This is a genomic window from Pseudomonas batumici, assembly GCF_036585405.1.
In the GTDB taxonomy this organism is placed as follows: domain Bacteria; phylum Pseudomonadota; class Gammaproteobacteria; order Pseudomonadales; family Pseudomonadaceae; genus Aquipseudomonas; species Aquipseudomonas batumici.
In genome coordinates this window covers 5,144,888-5,161,263 of the sequence record NZ_CP144470.1, presented here as the reverse complement: position 1 = coordinate 5,161,263, position 16,376 = coordinate 5,144,888, and the positions used below count along the sequence as shown (strand labels likewise).

12 protein-coding genes and 1 pseudogene are annotated in these 16,376 nt (G+C 61.6%); 5 read left to right on the top strand and 8 right to left on the bottom strand.

Features of this window, described 5'->3' with window-relative positions; all coding sequences use genetic code 11:
- Nucleotides 1–150: 150 nt before the first annotated feature.
- The 3 genes and pseudogenes from NUH87_RS23465 to rpoE all read right to left on the bottom strand — a co-directional run bounded on the left by NUH87_RS23465 (nucleotide 151) and on the right by rpoE (nucleotide 2,337).
- Nucleotides 151–1,127: pseudogene (locus NUH87_RS23465) on the bottom strand (MucB/RseB C-terminal domain-containing protein).
- A gap of 8 nt (nucleotides 1,128–1,135) precedes the next feature.
- Complete coding sequence (locus NUH87_RS23460; protein ID WP_338522872.1) at nucleotides 1,136–1,720, bottom strand: sigma-E factor negative regulatory protein; 585 nt, start codon at nucleotides 1,718–1,720, stop codon at nucleotides 1,136–1,138.
- A gap of 35 nt (nucleotides 1,721–1,755) precedes the next feature.
- Nucleotides 1,756–2,337 (bottom strand): RNA polymerase sigma factor RpoE, encoded by a 582-nt coding sequence (gene rpoE / locus NUH87_RS23455; protein WP_338522871.1) that lies wholly within the window; start codon nucleotides 2,335–2,337, stop codon nucleotides 1,756–1,758.
- Nucleotides 2,338–2,878: 541 nt separating this feature from the next.
- Between rpoE and nadB the strand changes: the two genes are divergently transcribed.
- Nucleotides 2,879–4,495 carry an L-aspartate oxidase gene (nadB, locus tag NUH87_RS23450; protein WP_040070300.1) on the top strand — a complete coding sequence of 539 codons (1,617 nt, stop codon included), beginning with the start codon at nucleotides 2,879–2,881 and terminating at the stop codon, nucleotides 4,493–4,495.
- Here the strand turns inward: nadB and NUH87_RS23445 are convergent.
- Both NUH87_RS23445 and NUH87_RS23440 read right to left on the bottom strand, forming a co-directional pair.
- Nucleotides 4,464–4,916: a protein YgfX gene (locus tag NUH87_RS23445; RefSeq protein ID WP_040070301.1), complete on the bottom strand. Its 453-nt coding sequence runs from the start codon at nucleotides 4,914–4,916 to the stop codon at nucleotides 4,464–4,466. The genes nadB and NUH87_RS23445 overlap by 32 nt on opposite strands.
- Nucleotides 4,900–5,154, bottom strand: coding sequence for a succinate dehydrogenase assembly factor 2 (locus NUH87_RS23440; protein WP_040070302.1), 255 nt, complete (start codon nucleotides 5,152–5,154; stop codon nucleotides 4,900–4,902). Before NUH87_RS23440 ends, NUH87_RS23445 begins: the two co-directional genes overlap by 17 nt.
- Before the next feature lie 150 nt (nucleotides 5,155–5,304).
- Here NUH87_RS23440 and NUH87_RS23435 point away from each other — a divergent pair, with 150 nt between their 5' ends.
- Both NUH87_RS23435 and NUH87_RS23430 read left to right on the top strand, forming a co-directional pair.
- Nucleotides 5,305–6,246, top strand: a complete 942-nt coding sequence (locus NUH87_RS23435) for a folate-binding protein YgfZ (protein WP_338522870.1) — start codon at nucleotides 5,305–5,307, stop codon at nucleotides 6,244–6,246.
- 23 nt (nucleotides 6,247–6,269) lie between these two features.
- Nucleotides 6,270–7,091, top strand: coding sequence for an HDOD domain-containing protein (locus NUH87_RS23430; RefSeq protein ID WP_338522869.1), 822 nt, complete (start codon nucleotides 6,270–6,272; stop codon nucleotides 7,089–7,091).
- Nucleotides 7,092–7,103: 12 nt separating this feature from the next.
- On the opposite strand, the gene NUH87_RS23425 is transcribed toward NUH87_RS23430, so the two are convergent.
- Both NUH87_RS23425 and NUH87_RS23420 read right to left on the bottom strand, forming a co-directional pair.
- Nucleotides 7,104–8,504, bottom strand: a complete 1,401-nt coding sequence (locus tag NUH87_RS23425) for a sensor histidine kinase (RefSeq protein WP_338522868.1) — start codon at nucleotides 8,502–8,504, stop codon at nucleotides 7,104–7,106.
- On the bottom strand, nucleotides 8,497–9,168 hold the full coding sequence (locus tag NUH87_RS23420; protein WP_338522867.1) for a response regulator: 672 nt from the start codon (nucleotides 9,166–9,168) through the stop codon (nucleotides 8,497–8,499). The genes NUH87_RS23425 and NUH87_RS23420 overlap by 8 nt, the downstream gene beginning before the upstream one ends.
- A gap of 247 nt (nucleotides 9,169–9,415) precedes the next feature.
- Here NUH87_RS23420 and NUH87_RS23415 point away from each other — a divergent pair, with 247 nt between their 5' ends.
- Both NUH87_RS23415 and NUH87_RS23410 read left to right on the top strand, forming a co-directional pair.
- A complete protein-coding gene (locus NUH87_RS23415; RefSeq protein WP_338522866.1) occupies nucleotides 9,416–10,393 on the top strand; it encodes a tripartite tricarboxylate transporter substrate binding protein in 978 nt (325 codons plus the stop codon).
- A 262-nt stretch (nucleotides 10,394–10,655) separates the two neighbouring features.
- Nucleotides 10,656–13,865 (top strand): Ig-like domain-containing protein, encoded by a 3,210-nt coding sequence (locus NUH87_RS23410; protein WP_338522865.1) that lies wholly within the window; start codon nucleotides 10,656–10,658, stop codon nucleotides 13,863–13,865.
- Nucleotides 13,866–13,963: 98 nt separating this feature from the next.
- Here NUH87_RS23410 and NUH87_RS23405 read toward each other — a convergent pair whose 3' ends face one another.
- Nucleotides 13,964–16,231 carry an autotransporter outer membrane beta-barrel domain-containing protein gene (locus tag NUH87_RS23405; RefSeq protein ID WP_338522864.1) on the bottom strand — a complete coding sequence of 756 codons (2,268 nt, stop codon included), beginning with the start codon at nucleotides 16,229–16,231 and terminating at the stop codon, nucleotides 13,964–13,966.
- Between the last annotated feature and the right edge of the window lie 145 nt (nucleotides 16,232–16,376).

Genomic DNA, 16,376 nt, shown 5'->3' with positions numbered 1-16,376 from the left:
ACTTGGGAATATTTGCAAATGAATTTGATCACTAAACATTTCTGCACCCGCACCTGCACTTGCGGCGCAGGTCAACGATAACGCACACCTCCTGGCAAACCGCGGCGTCCTGGAGTTCATCGCGAGCAGGCTCGCTCCTGCATCAGTCACTCACTGCTTGACCTGGGCGTCGCCGGAGCGCATGGACAGCGCAATCCGCTCGGCGGTGCCGATGGGAATCTCCCCCACCACCGTGACCATGATATCGCCGCCAGGCGTGGTCAGGTGTCGGGAAACCGCCACCGTCGGCCCCAACTGGGCACGGGAGTCCGTCACCGCGGCACCGTTCAGGGGCTCGAGGAACACCGAAAAACGCGACAGGCCATCGTCATACATCAAGCTGCTGACCTGGACCTTGGTGGCCGGGTCGACGCGAGCCGTGCTGCTGACCAGCTCGAAGCCCGGCGGCAGCCAGTCCGAATGCCACAGCTGGGTGGTCGCGGCCCCCAGCGTCTGCGCCTTGGCCTGGGCCTGATTGGTCAGCAGGACCACCGGCTTGCACTCGGCACCAGGCTGTACCTGGCTTTCCTCGGGGGCTGGGCGGTATTCAATTCGGTGAACTGGAAGCGTTCCAGCAACTGCCCCTTGTCATTGAGCAACAATGACTTCAAGGGCAGGCCGGTCTCACGGTCCAGGTGCAATTCGAAACCATAGCGATGCTGATCACGCGGGGTCAGCGAAACCACCACGGCCGGACGACCGGCCACGCGCGACTTGCCGATGACGGCGATGTCGTACCAGCTCTTGAGTAGTTGCGGATCCAGCGAACGGGTATGGGAGTCCGGCATATCGCCGAGACCCGCCACCAGTGAACCACTGGCGCACTGGGTGTGACCATCGACGCGAACAACCTCTTGTGCCGAGCCATCGAGCTGGATCAAGCGCTCACGAACCTTGCCCTCTCGCACCAGGTGCCAGATGCCATGGGTAGAAAAACTACCGTTGCGCTCGTAGACGAAAGTGCCCTGAAAGCTTTGCTGCTGCTCGGCTTGCCCAAGACGGCTCAACCAGTCCTGGGCTTCATCAGCCTGGGCTGGAAGCATCCACCAGCCACTGAGCAGCAGCGTTAGAAGAGGTAGCGCGCGCATGATCCTCCTTAACGGTTTTCCAGACTGGCTGCACGGGCGTAAGGCAGAGCGCCTTCAGTCCCCTTGAGGGCGGCTTGTTGGGCATGCTGGCGCAGGTAGCCTGGCAGACGCTGGTCGTGCCAACCCGACTGCAGCACGCCATTAGCCATAGGGCCTGTCGTCTGGTCGCTGCCTTCAGTGTAGCCGGCCAATACCGCAGGGCCTTTGGCGGTCGGGGCAACCAGGCCCGGCTGGGTCGATTGCTGGGCCAGTTGGGCACCGACAATGTCATCCTGGTTGTACAGGCGGACACCGGCCAGAACGGCCAGGGTGACCGACGCGGCCACGGCCAGGCGACCCAGGGTACGCCAGGGACCACGAGTGCTTTTCGCCGGGACATCTTCACCGGCCAGCGCCGCGGAAACGGCCGAGGCGAGATCCAGACGCGGATCCAACAGTTCCTTGTGCATCACTGCCCGGGCGATCTGGTAACGAGACCAGGTAGCACGGGTCTCGGCATCGTCAAGGGCATTGAGCACCCGACGCAGTTCCAGTTCGTCCGCTTCGTTATCCATCACCGCGGACAGCGATTCCTGCAGGGCTTCACGACTCATGGCGGTTCCTCTTTTGCTTGGCTGTCGCCGCTGTCTCAGGTTTCCTGCAACAACGGCTGCAGGGCTTTATCGATGGCCTCCCGGGCGCGGAAAATCCGGGAGCGCACGGTGCCCACCGGACACTGCATCACGGAGGCAATGTCCTCATAACTCAGACCTTCGAATTCACGTAAAGTTAACGCCGTACGCAAATCTTCTGGTAATTGCTGGATGGTCCGATGGACGGTGCCTTCGATCTCATCCCGCAACAATGCACGCTCTGGTGACTCGAGATCCTTGAGCCCATGATCGCCGTCGTAGAACTCGGCATCCTCGGAACTCACATCGCTGTCTGGTGGCCTGCGACCGCGGGAAACCAGGTAATTCTTCGCCGTGTTGATGGCGATGCGGTACAGCCAGGTGTAGAAGGCACTGTCACCGCGAAAATTGCCCAATGCACGGTAGGCTTTGATAAAGGCTTCTTGTGCAACGTCCTGGGCTTCATGGGTGTCGTGCACGAATCGCACGATCAACCCGAGAATTTTGTGCTGATATTTCAGCACCAGCAGATCAAATGCCCGCCTGTCGCCGCGTTGAACGCGCTCGACCAGCTGCTGATCCTCTTCCTGGGTTAGCATGAACACTCCTCATAGGACCTGAAGGAGGCGCGCTTCACTAATTGACCAGGCTTGCAAACATAGACTCGGGCTTCTGGCAAAAGTTCTCCCCCTTCAAGCAAGTTTCCTGTGGTCCGCCGAACGGACACACACGAAAAACGCAGCACGGCCATCGCCGACTGCGTGAATAATCTGGTCGTCGAATTCCTATGCCCGGGTCGTATCACGAACCCCGCATAAAGCCGACGCTGTCCCCTTCTTTCAGGCACCCTGCATGGGAGCCCCGAGCGCCGTAAAAGTTCCCGGAATCCCCTGCAGGTAATAGCATTATGATAGCCGTTCTGACCCTGGCTGCCTGAGCCCGGGTCATAAGCTGAAAAATCATCGCCTTACCCTGCAAAACCACATGCACGGCGGCCTGGACTGGCGCACACTCAGCGCCCACAGCCCTTTCACAATGCCACAAAGGCCCGGCTATTGTGCCGGTCCCCCCAGCCATATACTAGTGGCCTTTCGGGCGGATCCCGGCAGTTGTCCCGGGCGCTTTTTTCGGATGTTTCAGATGAGCCGACATTTTCAACACGATGTGCTGGTCATTGGCAGCGGTGCCGCCGGCCTCAGCCTGGCGCTTACCCTGCCCAGCCACCTGCGCATTGCCGTACTGAGCAAGGGCAACCTGGCCAACGGTTCGACCTTCTGGGCCCAGGGCGGGGTCGCCGCGGTGCTGGACGACACCGACACCGTGCAGTCCCACGTCGAGGACACCCTCAACGCCGGCGGCGGCCTGTGCCACGAAGATGCCGTACGTTTCACCGTCGAGCACAGCCGCGAGGCCATCCAGTGGCTGATCGACCAGGGCGTGCCCTTTACCCGGGACGAAGACGCCCGCGCCGATGACGGCGGTTTCGAATTCCACCTCACCCGCGAAGGCGGCCACAGCCATCGACGCATCATCCATGCCGCCGATGCCACCGGCGCGGCGATCTTCAAGACCCTGCTGGACCAAGCCCGCCAACGCCCCAATATCGAGTTGCTGGAGCAACGGGTTGCCATCGACCTGATCACCGAAAAACGCCTGGGCCTGGCCGGCGACCGCTGCCTGGGGGCCTACGTGCTCGATCGCGGCACCGGCGAGGTCGACACCTACGCCGCGCGCTTCACCGTCCTCGCCTCGGGTGGCGCGGCCAAGGTCTACCTCTATACCAGCAACCCCGACGGTGCCTGCGGCGACGGTATCGCCATGGCCTGGCGCTCGGGCTGCCGGGTGGCGAACCTGGAGTTCAACCAGTTCCACCCCACCTGCCTGTATCACCCGCAGGCCAAGAGCTTCCTCATCACCGAGGCCCTGCGCGGCGAAGGCGCGCACCTGAAGCTGCCCAACGGCGAACGCTTCATGCCGCGCTTCGACCCTCGGGCCGAACTGGCGCCACGGGACATCGTCGCCCGGGCCATCGACCATGAGATGAAGCGCCTGGGTATCGACTGCGTGTACCTGGATATCAGCCACAAGCCCGAAGCCTTTATCAAGACGCATTTCCCGACGGTGTACGAGCGCTGCCTGGAGTTTTCCATCGACATCACCAAAGGCCCGATCCCGGTGGTGCCCGCAGCCCACTACACCTGTGGCGGCGTGCTGGTCGACCAGCAGGGACGCACCGATGTGCCCGGTCTGTACGCCATCGGCGAGACCAGCTTCACCGGCCTGCACGGGGCCAACCGCATGGCCAGCAACTCGCTGCTGGAGTGTTTCGTCTATGCCCGCTCGGCGGCGGCCGATATCCTCCAGCAACTGCCGCAGGTCACGCTGCCGGTCGCCCTGCCGAGCTGGGATGCCAGCCAGGTGACCGACTCCGACGAGGACGTGATCATCGCGCACAACTGGGACGAACTGCGGCGCTTCATGTGGGACTACGTCGGCATCGTGCGCACCAACAAGCGCCTGCAACGGGCGCAACATCGGGTGCGCCTGCTGCTGGACGAGATCGATGAGTTCTACAGCAACTACAAGGTCAGCCGTGACCTGATCGAGTTGCGCAACCTGGCCCAGGTCGCCGAACTGATGATTCGCTCGGCCATGGAGCGCAAGGAAAGCCGGGGCCTGCACTACACCCTCGACTACCCGGACCTGCTGCCCGAAGCGCTGGACACTATCCTGGTGCCGCCCACCTACGCCGGCTGAACTTCAAGCGCACACGCAGGCGTCGGTGCACATCCGCCGCCTGCGCATCGAAGGGCACGCACAGCGCGCGCACCCGACGCTCGCCCGGCAGGCGAAAACGCAGCAGCACCAGCCACGGCAAGGCCAGGCTGTCGCGGCACAAGCGCACCGGCTGCCAGCCGCCGGACTGGCTCCACAGCTGCCAACCCCGCTCGTCGCGGCGCAATCCGGTAAAAGCCGACGGATGGTTCAGCCGTATCTGTCGCGGCAGCACCCAGGCGCCATGGAACAGGCACAGCAAAGCCCCGGGCAGGCTCGCCCAGAGCGGGATATCAAGCAGACAAAGCGAACCCAGCGCCAGGCCCTGGGTCCCGAGATACGCCGCCGACAACAGCCGTGAGGCCCGCCAGTGGCATTCGAACGAATTACTTGGGCTGGACACGATCCAGGATCATGCGAACCATGCGCTGCAATTCCGGATCTTCCGACTCGGAGCGCTCCATGAACCAGCCGAACATGTCCTGGTCCTCGCATTCGAGCAGGTTGCGATAGCACTCGCGGTCGGCCTCGCTCAGATGCGGGTACACCTCCTTGACGAACGGCACCAGCAGCACGTCCAGTTCCAGCATGCCGCGGCGGCTGTGCCAATAGAGACGATTGAGTTCTACATCTTCGACCATGGAGCGCTCCTCAAATTTGCGCACCAGTATACAGCCCTGCGCGCGCGCGGACAGCCGGCTTTGGTCGGGGGTGGCGGCGCTGTTGTGAACTACCCATTTGCCAGGCGCCCCACTATGATGTCTCCCATCCCTTTTTCGCTGCGATGACCCATGGCCGATTCCGCTTTTTTCTGTACGCTGACCCACGAAGGCGTTCTTGCCGTCCGCGGCACCGACGCCGCCAAGTTCCTCCAGGGCCAGTTGACCTGCAACCTCAACTACCTGAGTGACACCCAGGCCGGCCTCGGTGCCCGCTGCACGCAAAAAGGCCGCATGCAATCGAGCTTCCGCATCCTCCTCGAAGGCGACGGCGTGTTGCTGGCGATGGCCACCGAGTTGCTGGAACCGCAGTTGGCGGACCTGAAAAAATACGCCGTGTTCTCCAAATCCAGACTCACCGACGAAAGCGCCGGCTGGGTCCGCTTCGGGCTTGGCGACGCCGACGACGCCCTGCGCAGCCTCGGCCTCGAGCTGCCGACGCAGACCGACGCCATGGTCCGCGCGAGCGGCCTGATCGCCGTACGGGTTTCCCCCGGGCGCAGCGAACTCTGGGCCCCGGCGGATCAGGCCGGCCGAGTGCGTGAACAACTGGCGGGCCGGTTGCGCGAAGCCGATCTGAACACCTGGCTGCTGGGCCAGGTGCGGGCCGGTATCGGCCAGGTCATGCCCCAGACCCGCGAACTGTTTATCCCGCAAATGCTCAACTTGCAGGCGGTCGGTGGCGTAAGCTTCAAGAAAGGCTGTTATACCGGGCAGGAGATCGTCGCCCGCATGCAGTACCTGGGCAAGCTCAAACGCCGCCTGTATCGCCTGGCCCTGGTGGCCGAACAACTGCCGGCGCCGGGTAGCGAACTGTTCGCCCCTTCCCATGGCAGCGCCATCGGTGAAGTGGTGATCGCCGCCCGGGCGGAGAATGGCATTGAACTGCTGGCCGTGCTGCAAGCCGAAGCGGCGGAGGAAGGCGATGTCCACCTGGGCGATCTGCAAGGTCCGTCCCTGACACTGCTGGACTTGCCCTATCAACTGGACCGCGACAGCGAAATCCAGCGTTAACTGCACCGCCCTAGAGAATTGAAATGAACAAGCTGGCGGAAAAGGTCCAACGGGATTTGGTTCAGGCTATCGACAACGATGACCTGGTTCTGCCGACGCTCCCGGAAGTGGCTCTGAAGATTCGCAAGGCGGCCGAAGATCCCGAGATCAGTGTCAGCACCTTGAGCAAAGTGATCGGGGGCGACACCGCGTTGTCGGCGCGCCTGATCAAGGTGGTCAACAGTCCGTTGCTGCGGGCCACCCAGGAAGTCACCGACTTGCACACCGCCATCACCCGGCTGGGGGTCAACTACAGCAGCAACCTGGCCATCGGCCTGGTCATGGAGCAGATTTTCCATGCCCGCTCCGAGGTGGTGGAGCAGAAAATGCGCGAGGTCTGGCGCAAGAGCCTGGAGATCGCCGGTGTCAGCTACGTGCTGTGCCGCAACTTCACCCTGCTCAAGCCGGACCAGGCGGCGCTCGGTGGGCTGGTGCACCAGATCGGGGTCCTGCCGATCCTGACCTATGCCGAGGACCACTACGAGTTGCTGGCCGATCCGCTGAGCCTGGATCACGTGATCGACAGCATTCACCCGTTGCTGGGCGACGAGCTGCTGAAGGTCTGGGAGTTTCCGGAAATGCTGGCGAAACTGCCCGGGCAGTACCTGAACCTGGAGCGCGACAGCCAGGGCATCGACTATGTCGACCTGGTGCAGATCGCCAGTGTGTTCTGCCATCAGGGCACGACGCATCCTTTTGCGCACTTGGCGCTGGGCAACCTGAAGGCCTTTATCAAGCTGGGGCTGGACCCGGAGAGCAGCGCGCTCGCTGAACAGCTCAACGAAGCGCGGGAGATGTTCCGCTGACGACACGGCGTTTCAGGACGCCGAGGCAAGCCCGGCGATAAAGCTCACACGAACCTTCAAGCCGTGTGGCCGGGCATCATGCAAGCTGATCTGCGCCAGGTGCGCCCGGCAGATCTCGCCGACAATCGCCAGTCCCAGCCCCGCGCCGACGCCCTGCTGATGGCGCCGGTAAAAACGCTCGAACACCCGCTCACGTTCCGACTGCGGAATCCCCGGTCCGTCGTCCTCCACTTCCAGCACCGCCGGCAAGCCGACCCGCAGGATCACATTGCCGCCCGACGGCGTATGGGCCAAGGCGTTGTCCACCAGGTTACTCAGCAGCTCGTTGAGCAAGGTCGGCTCCCCCCGTAGCCACACGGGCTCATCGGCCTCCAGCGCCAACGCCACGCCCCGCGCATGAGCCAGGGGCGCCATCGCCATGCCCAGCTCCCGTGCCAGCTGACTGAGATCGAGCAATTGCGCACCGCCCTCGGCAATCGCCCGTGCGCCATTCTCGATCCGCGCCAGCGACAGCAACTGGTTGGCCAGATGGGTCAGGCGGTCCGTGCCTTGAGTCGCGATCTCCAGGGTCTCGCGCCAGGTCGTCGGTTCCGTCGCTCGCAAGCCCAGCTCAAGACGCGCCTTGAGCGCGGCCAGCGGCGTGCGCAACTCATGGGCGGCGTCGGCGATAAACTGCCCCTGGCGCTCGAACTGTCGACGCAGGCGCTCGGTGAAGTGATTGAGCGAGAGCACCAACGGCTGGAGCTCATGCTGCACCTCCACCAGCGGCAAGGGCCGCAGATCATCCGGCTGACGCTCCTCCACAGCCGCGCGCAAACGTTCCAGCGGACGCAACGCCGCGCTCACGGCAAACCCCACCAGCAATAGCGCCCCCAGCGCCAGCATCCCCACGCGCAACAGCGTGTCGGCCATCAGGCTGCGGGCCATGGTCTCCCGGGCCTCAACGGTCTCGGCCACGCGAATTTCCGCCGTGCCGTGCATATTCGGTTCGCTGACCACCTTGAGCAGGCTCACCACCCGCACCTTCTGCCCCCGATATTGGCCATTGTAGAACCGCGCCAGCGCCGGATAGTCATCGGTGCGCGGCGTGCCGGGCGGTGGTGCAGGGAGGTTTTCGTAACCGGAAATCAGTTGCTGGTGGATGTCGTTGACCTGGTAGTAAATCCGCCCCGCGCTGTCATAGGCAAAAGTGTCCAGAGCGACATACGGTACATCGGCGCTCAGGCTGCCGTCGTGTTGCGACAGGCCCGCGGCAATGGTTCGCGCCGAGGCCAGCAGGGTGCGGTCATAAGCCGTGTCCGCCGCCTCGCGACCATTGTAGTAGGCACTCCAACCGCTGGCGAGCATCAACACCACCAGCAACAGCATCAGGTTGCGCAGCAGCCGCCAGCGCAGGCTGCCGGCCTTATGCATCGCGATGCTCGAGCAGATAGCCGAGACCGCGAAAGGTGACGATGGCCACCGCCTGGCCGTCGAGCTTCTTGCGCAGACGATGCACGTAGATTTCGATGGCATCGGTGCTGGCCTCCTCGTCCAGTCCGAAGACTTGCGCGGCCAACTGCTCCTTGCTCATCACCCGACCGGGTCGGGCAATCAGCGCTTCGAGCACCGCGTGTTCACGAGACGTCAGGGTCAACAGTTCGTCGCCGAGGGTAAAACGCCGGGTGTCCAGGTCGTAGACCAACGCACCGCAACGCTGCTGACGCTCACCGCCCAGAACGCTGCGCCGTAACAACGCCTTGACCCGCGCCTCCAGCTCGCTGAGCTCGAACGGCTTGGCCAGGTAATCGTCCGCCCCCAGGTTCAGCCCATGGACGCGGTCCTTCACATCACTGCGCGCGGTCAGCATCAGTACCGGCAGGTTCTTGCCCCGTGCACGCAAACGGGCCAGCACCTCGAACCCGTCCAGGCGCGGCAGGCCCACGTCAAGAATCGCCACGGCGTATTCCTGACTGCTCAATGCCAGGTCAGCGGCCACCCCATCGTGCAGCACATCCACGGTCAACCCCGCGCTCTTGAGCGCCTGGGCCACACTTTCAGCCAATTGGGGATGGTCTTCGACCAGAAGCACACGCATGGTTTTCCTACCTCGACAAGGGTGACGTCAAACGCCCTTCCGGGGCCGGAGTCTACCGGATAAACAAACCACCGCTAGCCATCACCGCCTCTGTTTGCAGGGCCTCTCACACTGAAAGCGTAGTGAAAGATTGAACCGTTATAATCCCTTAACGGGGAGTTACGAGCACTGTCCGCTGCCACCCCTGAAGCCGAAAGCACTTCAACGTGGTGGCGCCCGCACAAGAACAATAACGGAGTACTCCACCATGCTGCCATTACGCACCTTCGCCCTCGCCGCCGGGTGTTTACTGCTTGCCGGACAGCTCTTCGCCGCCGAACCCGAACACCCCGAATGCATCGCCCCGGCCGCCCCCGGCGGTGGGTTCGACCTGAGCTGCAAGCTGGCGCAAAGCGCGCTCCTCAACGAACAAATCCTCAGCACGCCCATGCGCATCACCTATATGCCCGGTGGCGTCGGAGCCGTGGCCTACAACGCCGTGATCACCCAGCACCCGGCCGATGCCAACACCCTGGTGGCCTGGTCCAGCGGTTCGCTGCTGAACCTGGCGCAAGGCAAGTTCGGCCGTTTCGATGAAGGCGCCGTGCGCTGGCTGGCCACCGTTGGTACCAGCTACGGCGCCATCGCGGTGAAAAGCGACTCACCGTATAAAACCCTCGCCGACCTGGTCAAGGCACTGAAGGCCGACCCGAGCAAGGTGGTCATCGGTTTCAGCGGCACCATTGGTGGCCAAGACTGGATGCAGGCCGCGCTGATCGCCAAGATTGCCGGGATCAACCCGCGCAACCTGCGTTACGTGGCCCTCGAAGGGGGTGGCGAAATCATCACGGCCTTGCTGGGCGGGCAAACCCAGGTCGGCAGTACCGACACTTCCGACTCCATGCCGTACATCCAGAGCGGCGACATGCGCCTGCTGGCGGTGTTCGCCGAACAACGCCTGGACAAGCCGGAAATGAAGAACATCCCCACCGCCAAGGAGCAAGGCTACGACATCGTCTGGCCGGTGGTGCGCGGTTTCTACCTGGGGCCCAAGGTCAGCGACGAAGACTACGCCTGGTGGAAAGCCGCCTTCGACAAACTCCTGGCCTCGCAAGAGTTCGCCAAGCTGCGCGACCAGCGCGCGCTGTTCCCCTTCTCCATGACCGGCCCGGAACTCGACACCTACGTGAAAAAACAGGTCGCCGACTACAAGGCGCTGGCCAAGGAATTCGGCCTGATCCAGTGATCATCTGCGCCTAGCGTTCGTACCCCCTTCCGGGGGTGGCGGAGCACTTCGTGCTGCAGAGCGGACGCGAAGCGTCCGGTGAGGCATTCCCACGCAGAGCGTAGGGACGATCATCAAAACCCTATCGTGGCTGTGTGCGACCACTCGTCGCCACTGTCATTTCTGACAGCTAGCCAGCCCTTTCCTCGAGGCATTGAATAACCCCACGACTCGCCATCCGGGTTTTCGGGTCGCTTCCCTGAATCCCCAAAGGTGCCTCGTCATGAACGAAGATCCCTCCTTGCCCACCTCCGACGTTACCGATCCCCTGGTCGCCCCCAGGCAACCTGACTTCAGCTTCGAACGCGATCCCCAACCCGAGCGCCGTCCCTTCAACGACCTGGTCATCGAGGTCTATGGCCAGCGGCCGGTGATCGGCGCCGATATCGGTGTCAACAAGGCCGCCCTCGACACCTACTATCCCGACGGACTGTTGTGTTACCTGAACCCCTACTTCTTTCAAGAAGAGGGCGACTTTGTCGAACTGTTCTGCGGCAATGCAGACGACCCGGTGGCCTTTACCTCGGTGTCCCAGGAAGAAGCGGACAAAGGCGCGAAAATCCCCCTGTTCATTCCCCGCGCCCGCCTGCCCGAAGGCGTAATCCAGCCTGTGTTCTTTCGTCTTACTCGTCATAACGGAGGCAACCAGGACGAAACCCTGCACAAGAGCCTGCTGGTCGATACCATCCCGCCCGCCGGCCCCTACGATCCGATCCCCAGCACGCCCTGGCATGAAGGACTCGCGCCACCGGAACCGCCGCAGTTCGTGATCGACTTCGGAGTCGACAAGGATACTGCCGAACACGGCGTGCCGATCACCATCAAGCCCTACCCGCTGGACGAGTCCGCTCCCCACAGCTGGAGAATGGCCGAGTACGACAAGATCCGCCTGTTTATCGGCGGTGTCCTGGTCACGCCGGTGCACAGTGTCACCTGGGACGAGGCCAACAACCGACTGCCGCTGACCATCACCATTTACTACGAAACCTGGATGAAGGTCGGCGACGGCCAGAAAGTCCTGGAGTACGAGGTCATCGACCAGTGCGGCAACTACTCGGTGAAGTGGTCGCCGCAGGTGGTGCTCAAGGTCAATATCGGCAACGACAGCCGCCCCCGTCTTCCCTACGCCTATATCGAGGAATCAGCGGAGTTCGGCGCGGAATTCGATACCGTGGACTACGACCTCATCGGCGAGGACGACGATGCCACCATCGTGATCACCACCATTCGCCAGGGCTACCTGAGCGGAGACAGCGTGCATGTCACCCTGGAGGGGCGCACCGAGGAAGGCGCGACGATCCGGGAAACCATCGACTATCCGATTCAGGACGCCGACACCCGGAGAAATATCGAACTGCCCCTGCGCAACGAGATCCTCCGCGAGCTGGTCGGCGGCACGGCGGTCCTCAGTTATGAACGGATCCGTGCCGGCAGCGACCCGCAACCCTCGGAAGTGACCCGCCTCGTCATCCTCGGCAGCATCCTCAGCCGCCTGGCCAAACCCCAGGTGCTCGAAGCGGTCGGCGATTTCCTCGACCCCACGTCCCTGCTGGCAACCGTGGAAATCAGCCCCTATGTGGGCCAGCAACCCAACGACCGCGTCGACCTGTACCTGCTCGGCACGCGGGCCAACGAGGATCTGGAGTTCTGGCATTTCTTCAAGATGGCCGGCAGCACCAACGCTCCGGTGCTCTTCCATTTGCAGCACGACCGGGACCTGGACATTGCCGGGCTCAACGGCGGCAAGCTGGAGCTGCACTATGTGGTGACCAATACCGAAGGTGACCGTGAATCCCTCCATACGCTGCTCAATGTCGGTGAAGCCACCGCCACCTTGCCTGAGCCGAACGTTCCCGAAGCCCCCGGCGGCGTGCTGGACCCGGAGTCATCGATCCGCGGCGCCACGGTGGTGGTGCCCAGGGCCGCCAACCTGCAGGAAGGCGATCTGCTCAGTGTGTACTGGCAGGGCAGCAAACCCGGCGGCAGCTTCACCTACCGCAAGTTCGAAGTGACCAGTGCCTGGCTCAACAGCGATATTCCGTTTCCGATCGAGCGCCAATACATCGATGCCAACAAAGACGGTTCGGTCAAGGCGTTCTATATCGTCGAGCGTGGGCGCGAGCCGGTGCGCTACTCCCATGTGTATCACATCAAGGTGGGGGTCGAGCTGGCGCTGGAAAAACCCGAAGTACTGGAAACCACAGAACCGGGTGGCAACCAGCTCAACCCGATCACTGCGCAAACCGCCGTTACGATCAGGGTGCGTTACGAGGGCATGAGCAACTCGGACAATATCCAACCCTATTGGAAGGGCGTCGCCGATATCGGCAGCCCGCTCATCGAACCCAAACCGGGAAATGCGGCCCAGGGGTATGTCGACTTCACCCTGTCAGGCGACACCGCCGTGGGGCCCAATATCGGCAAAGAAGTGGAAGTCAGCTACGAGGTGACCCATGGCGGGGCAACCCAGCCTTCGGATGAACTGAATCTCTGGGTACAGGAGATCCCACAAGCCAGTCTGCCAAGGCCCGAATTCTACGCGGACAATGTCTTGGTGACCGGCAGTACGCTCGATGTCACCAAGACCATAAAAATGCGCGTGCCCTCCTGGCCGTTGATCGCCGCGGGACAGAAAGTCTGGTTGAGGCTGGCGGGGTTGCCGCAAAGTCATACCCTGTGGGAGGCCGCCCCGGTTTCACCAACGTGGATCAGCACCGGTTATGCGGAAATACCGGTACCGGCCAGCTACCTGAATGGGTTGAGCCATAACACCACGCTGTCGGCAACGTTCAAGGTGACGTTTGACCACAGCAGCATCGAGGCCAACACCACGACTTTTCCGGATCGTGTAGTGGTCGTGCAAAATCAGCCCACTCTTATTATTGATACATCGCCGATGATACTCAATGGTCGAGCCGTTATAGTCGACTTTAACTGGCCAAGAACCGGCACCGATTATCCCGGCAATACCAGCACACGGACGCCTACATCCGGAACACCACCGTATACCTATACTTCAAGCAATTCGAATGTAGCCTCAGTGGCAGCTGGAAAGGTGACAGGGCAAAGAAACGGAAGCGCCACAATTACTGTGAGAGATCAATCCGGCCAATTCAAGACATACAACGTACAAGTAAGCAATGTGAAAAAACTTCTTGTCACCTACACACTCATGACATACACAAACTATCAAGCGTGGGTTTCCAGCATGGGAGGAATCGATCTAAGTGATTACTCTTATCAGATGCTCCTTTACTACAGAACACCGCTCCCTCAAATCCATATTACCGTTGATCGTTACTGGGTAGCCACAGGCGTAGGCTGTTCTCATCCAGACGCAAGAACCGCATATCTATTTAACAATGCAAATCCAATCACGAGATGCTACGACCTCAAATCGTTATGCGGTGGATTTTGCCTCATCGACAGGTAAAACTGCCCCTATCAAAATAACCCCTAAAAACGAGGCATTACGCCAGCAAACACAAAAAGAGGAAGCCAAGGCTTCCTCTTTTTGTCTACACGGACCGCTTACCAGCTATAGCGGATCCCGACATTGGCGCCCCAGGGCTGTTCGATCTTCTCGCCCTTGCTGAAGTCCAGGTCGGCGTGCACTTGCCACTTCTCGTTCAAGGACACCGCCACACCGGTGCCCACTTCCACCCGCGAACCCGACAGGTCGTTGTGGAAGGTGTTGTCGTTGACCTGCACCTTGTTGTTCTTGGCGAACTCCTGCACGAAGGCGGTGCGCAGGTAAGGCTGGGCCACGCGACCGTCGCCGATGTCGAAGTTGCGGCCACCGGTCACACCCACTTTGCCCAGCAACGACAGGGTACGACCGTTTTCCGCCTTCAAGCCGTTGTCCAGCTTGTAGTCCTTGGCGCCCACGGCCATGGCCGAGAGCTGTACGGTCGGCTCGACGAAGTAGTCGTTTTCCAGCTTGATATGACGACCGAACTCAGCAGAAACACCCGCCCCCATATCCTTGTAGCCGCCCTTGGCCTTCTTGCCGTCACTGAGCGCCACCGAGGACTTGTTGTGGAAGCTGTTGAGCTTGGCGACACCGTCGAAGTAGTAACCGCTCTGCTCATCCAGCCAGGTGGCATAACCCCCGATATAGGTGCTGTGCACTATGGCGCTGGTGCCCCGACCCAGGCTCAGGTCGGACTTGCTGTAGCCACCCATGACACCGGCCAGCCACTGCCCGTCACCGACAGGCAGACGACCGTCGGCACCGAGGGAAATGCCTTGCTGAGCCTGATCATAGGCGCCGCCCTTGCCGGCATCGACCTTGTGCTTGTTGCCATAGGTGCGTACCCAGCCACCGCTCTGGCCGCCGTTGAAACGCAGTTCACCCATGCGCGAACGCAGGGAGGTCAGTTCGCCATACATCACGGTCGGTGCGACATTGGCCAGGGCCAGTACCGAACGGGTACCCGGGCTGATGACCTTGGTCGACGGGTCCAGGTGCCAGTCACGACCGTTGTCGTCGCCGATCAGGCTGTAGGAGTAAGTCCCGACATCCACGCGGTCCCCCACCAGGCTGAACGTCGCGCCGCCGTCGGCGGTGTGCACCACGTGCAGCTTGTCCTCGGACAGCGGGTCGGCGCCGCTGCTGCTGATCAGCAGCTTGTGCGCGCCCTCGGAGGTACCGGTGACGTTGAGGAAATCTCCCTGCATGTGGGCGAAATCGGCGCTCATGATAAAGGTACCGTTGCCCGCGAGGTTTTCCACGTCCAGTTGGTAGAAGGTACCGGGGTGGCCGAACTTGACGTTGCCGCCGGCCATGTTCAGGTCGCCGATGCTCTGGTGGTCGGTCATCACCCAGGTCGCCTCACTGTTGAGCGCCAGGCTGTCGACGTTGTCCAGGCGACCGGTGAGGACCGAACCGTTGTTCAGGGCCACATGGGCAGTACCGCCAGCATCCTTGACCAGGTCACCGGTCATGGAAGCGCCATCCAGGCTCAGGTTCAGGGTGCTGGCATCGCCAACCTGGATATTGCCGGTCAGGGCGCTGTTGTTGACGCGCATGTTGGCGTCGGCACCGCTGGCCAGTTCCAGCATATTGCCGTTACCGCCCACCAGGGTCGAACCGTTACGTACATCGATTTCGGCGGTGGTCGGGAACGCAGGGTCCGCAACCACCAACAGCGCGGCCCCCGTCAAGCCTTCGACCCGAGTGCCATTCAGCACCAGGGCGGAACCATCGTCCGTTTCAAAATCAGGGTACATGACAACACCGTTGGCGCCGCCGGTGATCGTGCTGTTGATCGCCATCAGTCGTCCGCCCAACATGTCCACGCCATTGCTGGAGGCACCCGTTCCGGTTACACGGGAACCCTCAAGGAGCAGATCGCCATCGGCACCGACCATGACACCTCTGGCACCACCGCTGATACTGCTGTTACGAACCACGGCGGTGGAGCCACTGTCCGGCACGCCAATCAGGCTCCCCAACAAAAGCCCGGTGCCATCACGGCTGGAAACAGTGGAGTCGGAGATACTGGCATTACTGTTATTGAGTTGGATACCCGTTTGCGTAGAGGCGGAAACAGCCGCGCCGCTGATGTTCACGGTCGAGTCCCGCGCTGTAATATCAAGGGAGCGAGCGCCTTCGACTACATTCAAGGTAGCGCCATTGATCAATTGGTAACGATCGAGAAAGTCGCCAGGACGAATAGTCTCCTCCCGGCCATCAATCACACCGGCAACCGCATAGCTGCCCAGCAAGGAAAACGGCGCAACAGCCAGAAACTTGATAGCGATGGACAATCGTGAATATTTGAAACCTTTTTTCATATCTGCACACATATCAAGCAAACCTCTAACATCATGTGATGGGAATATCCCAATCCATAAAGCCGAGTATTTGCTCCCGGCCTCCAGAGGCGCTCAAACTACAGATATGAAGGCAAAGATCATGTAGGATATTTCCTTCAAATTT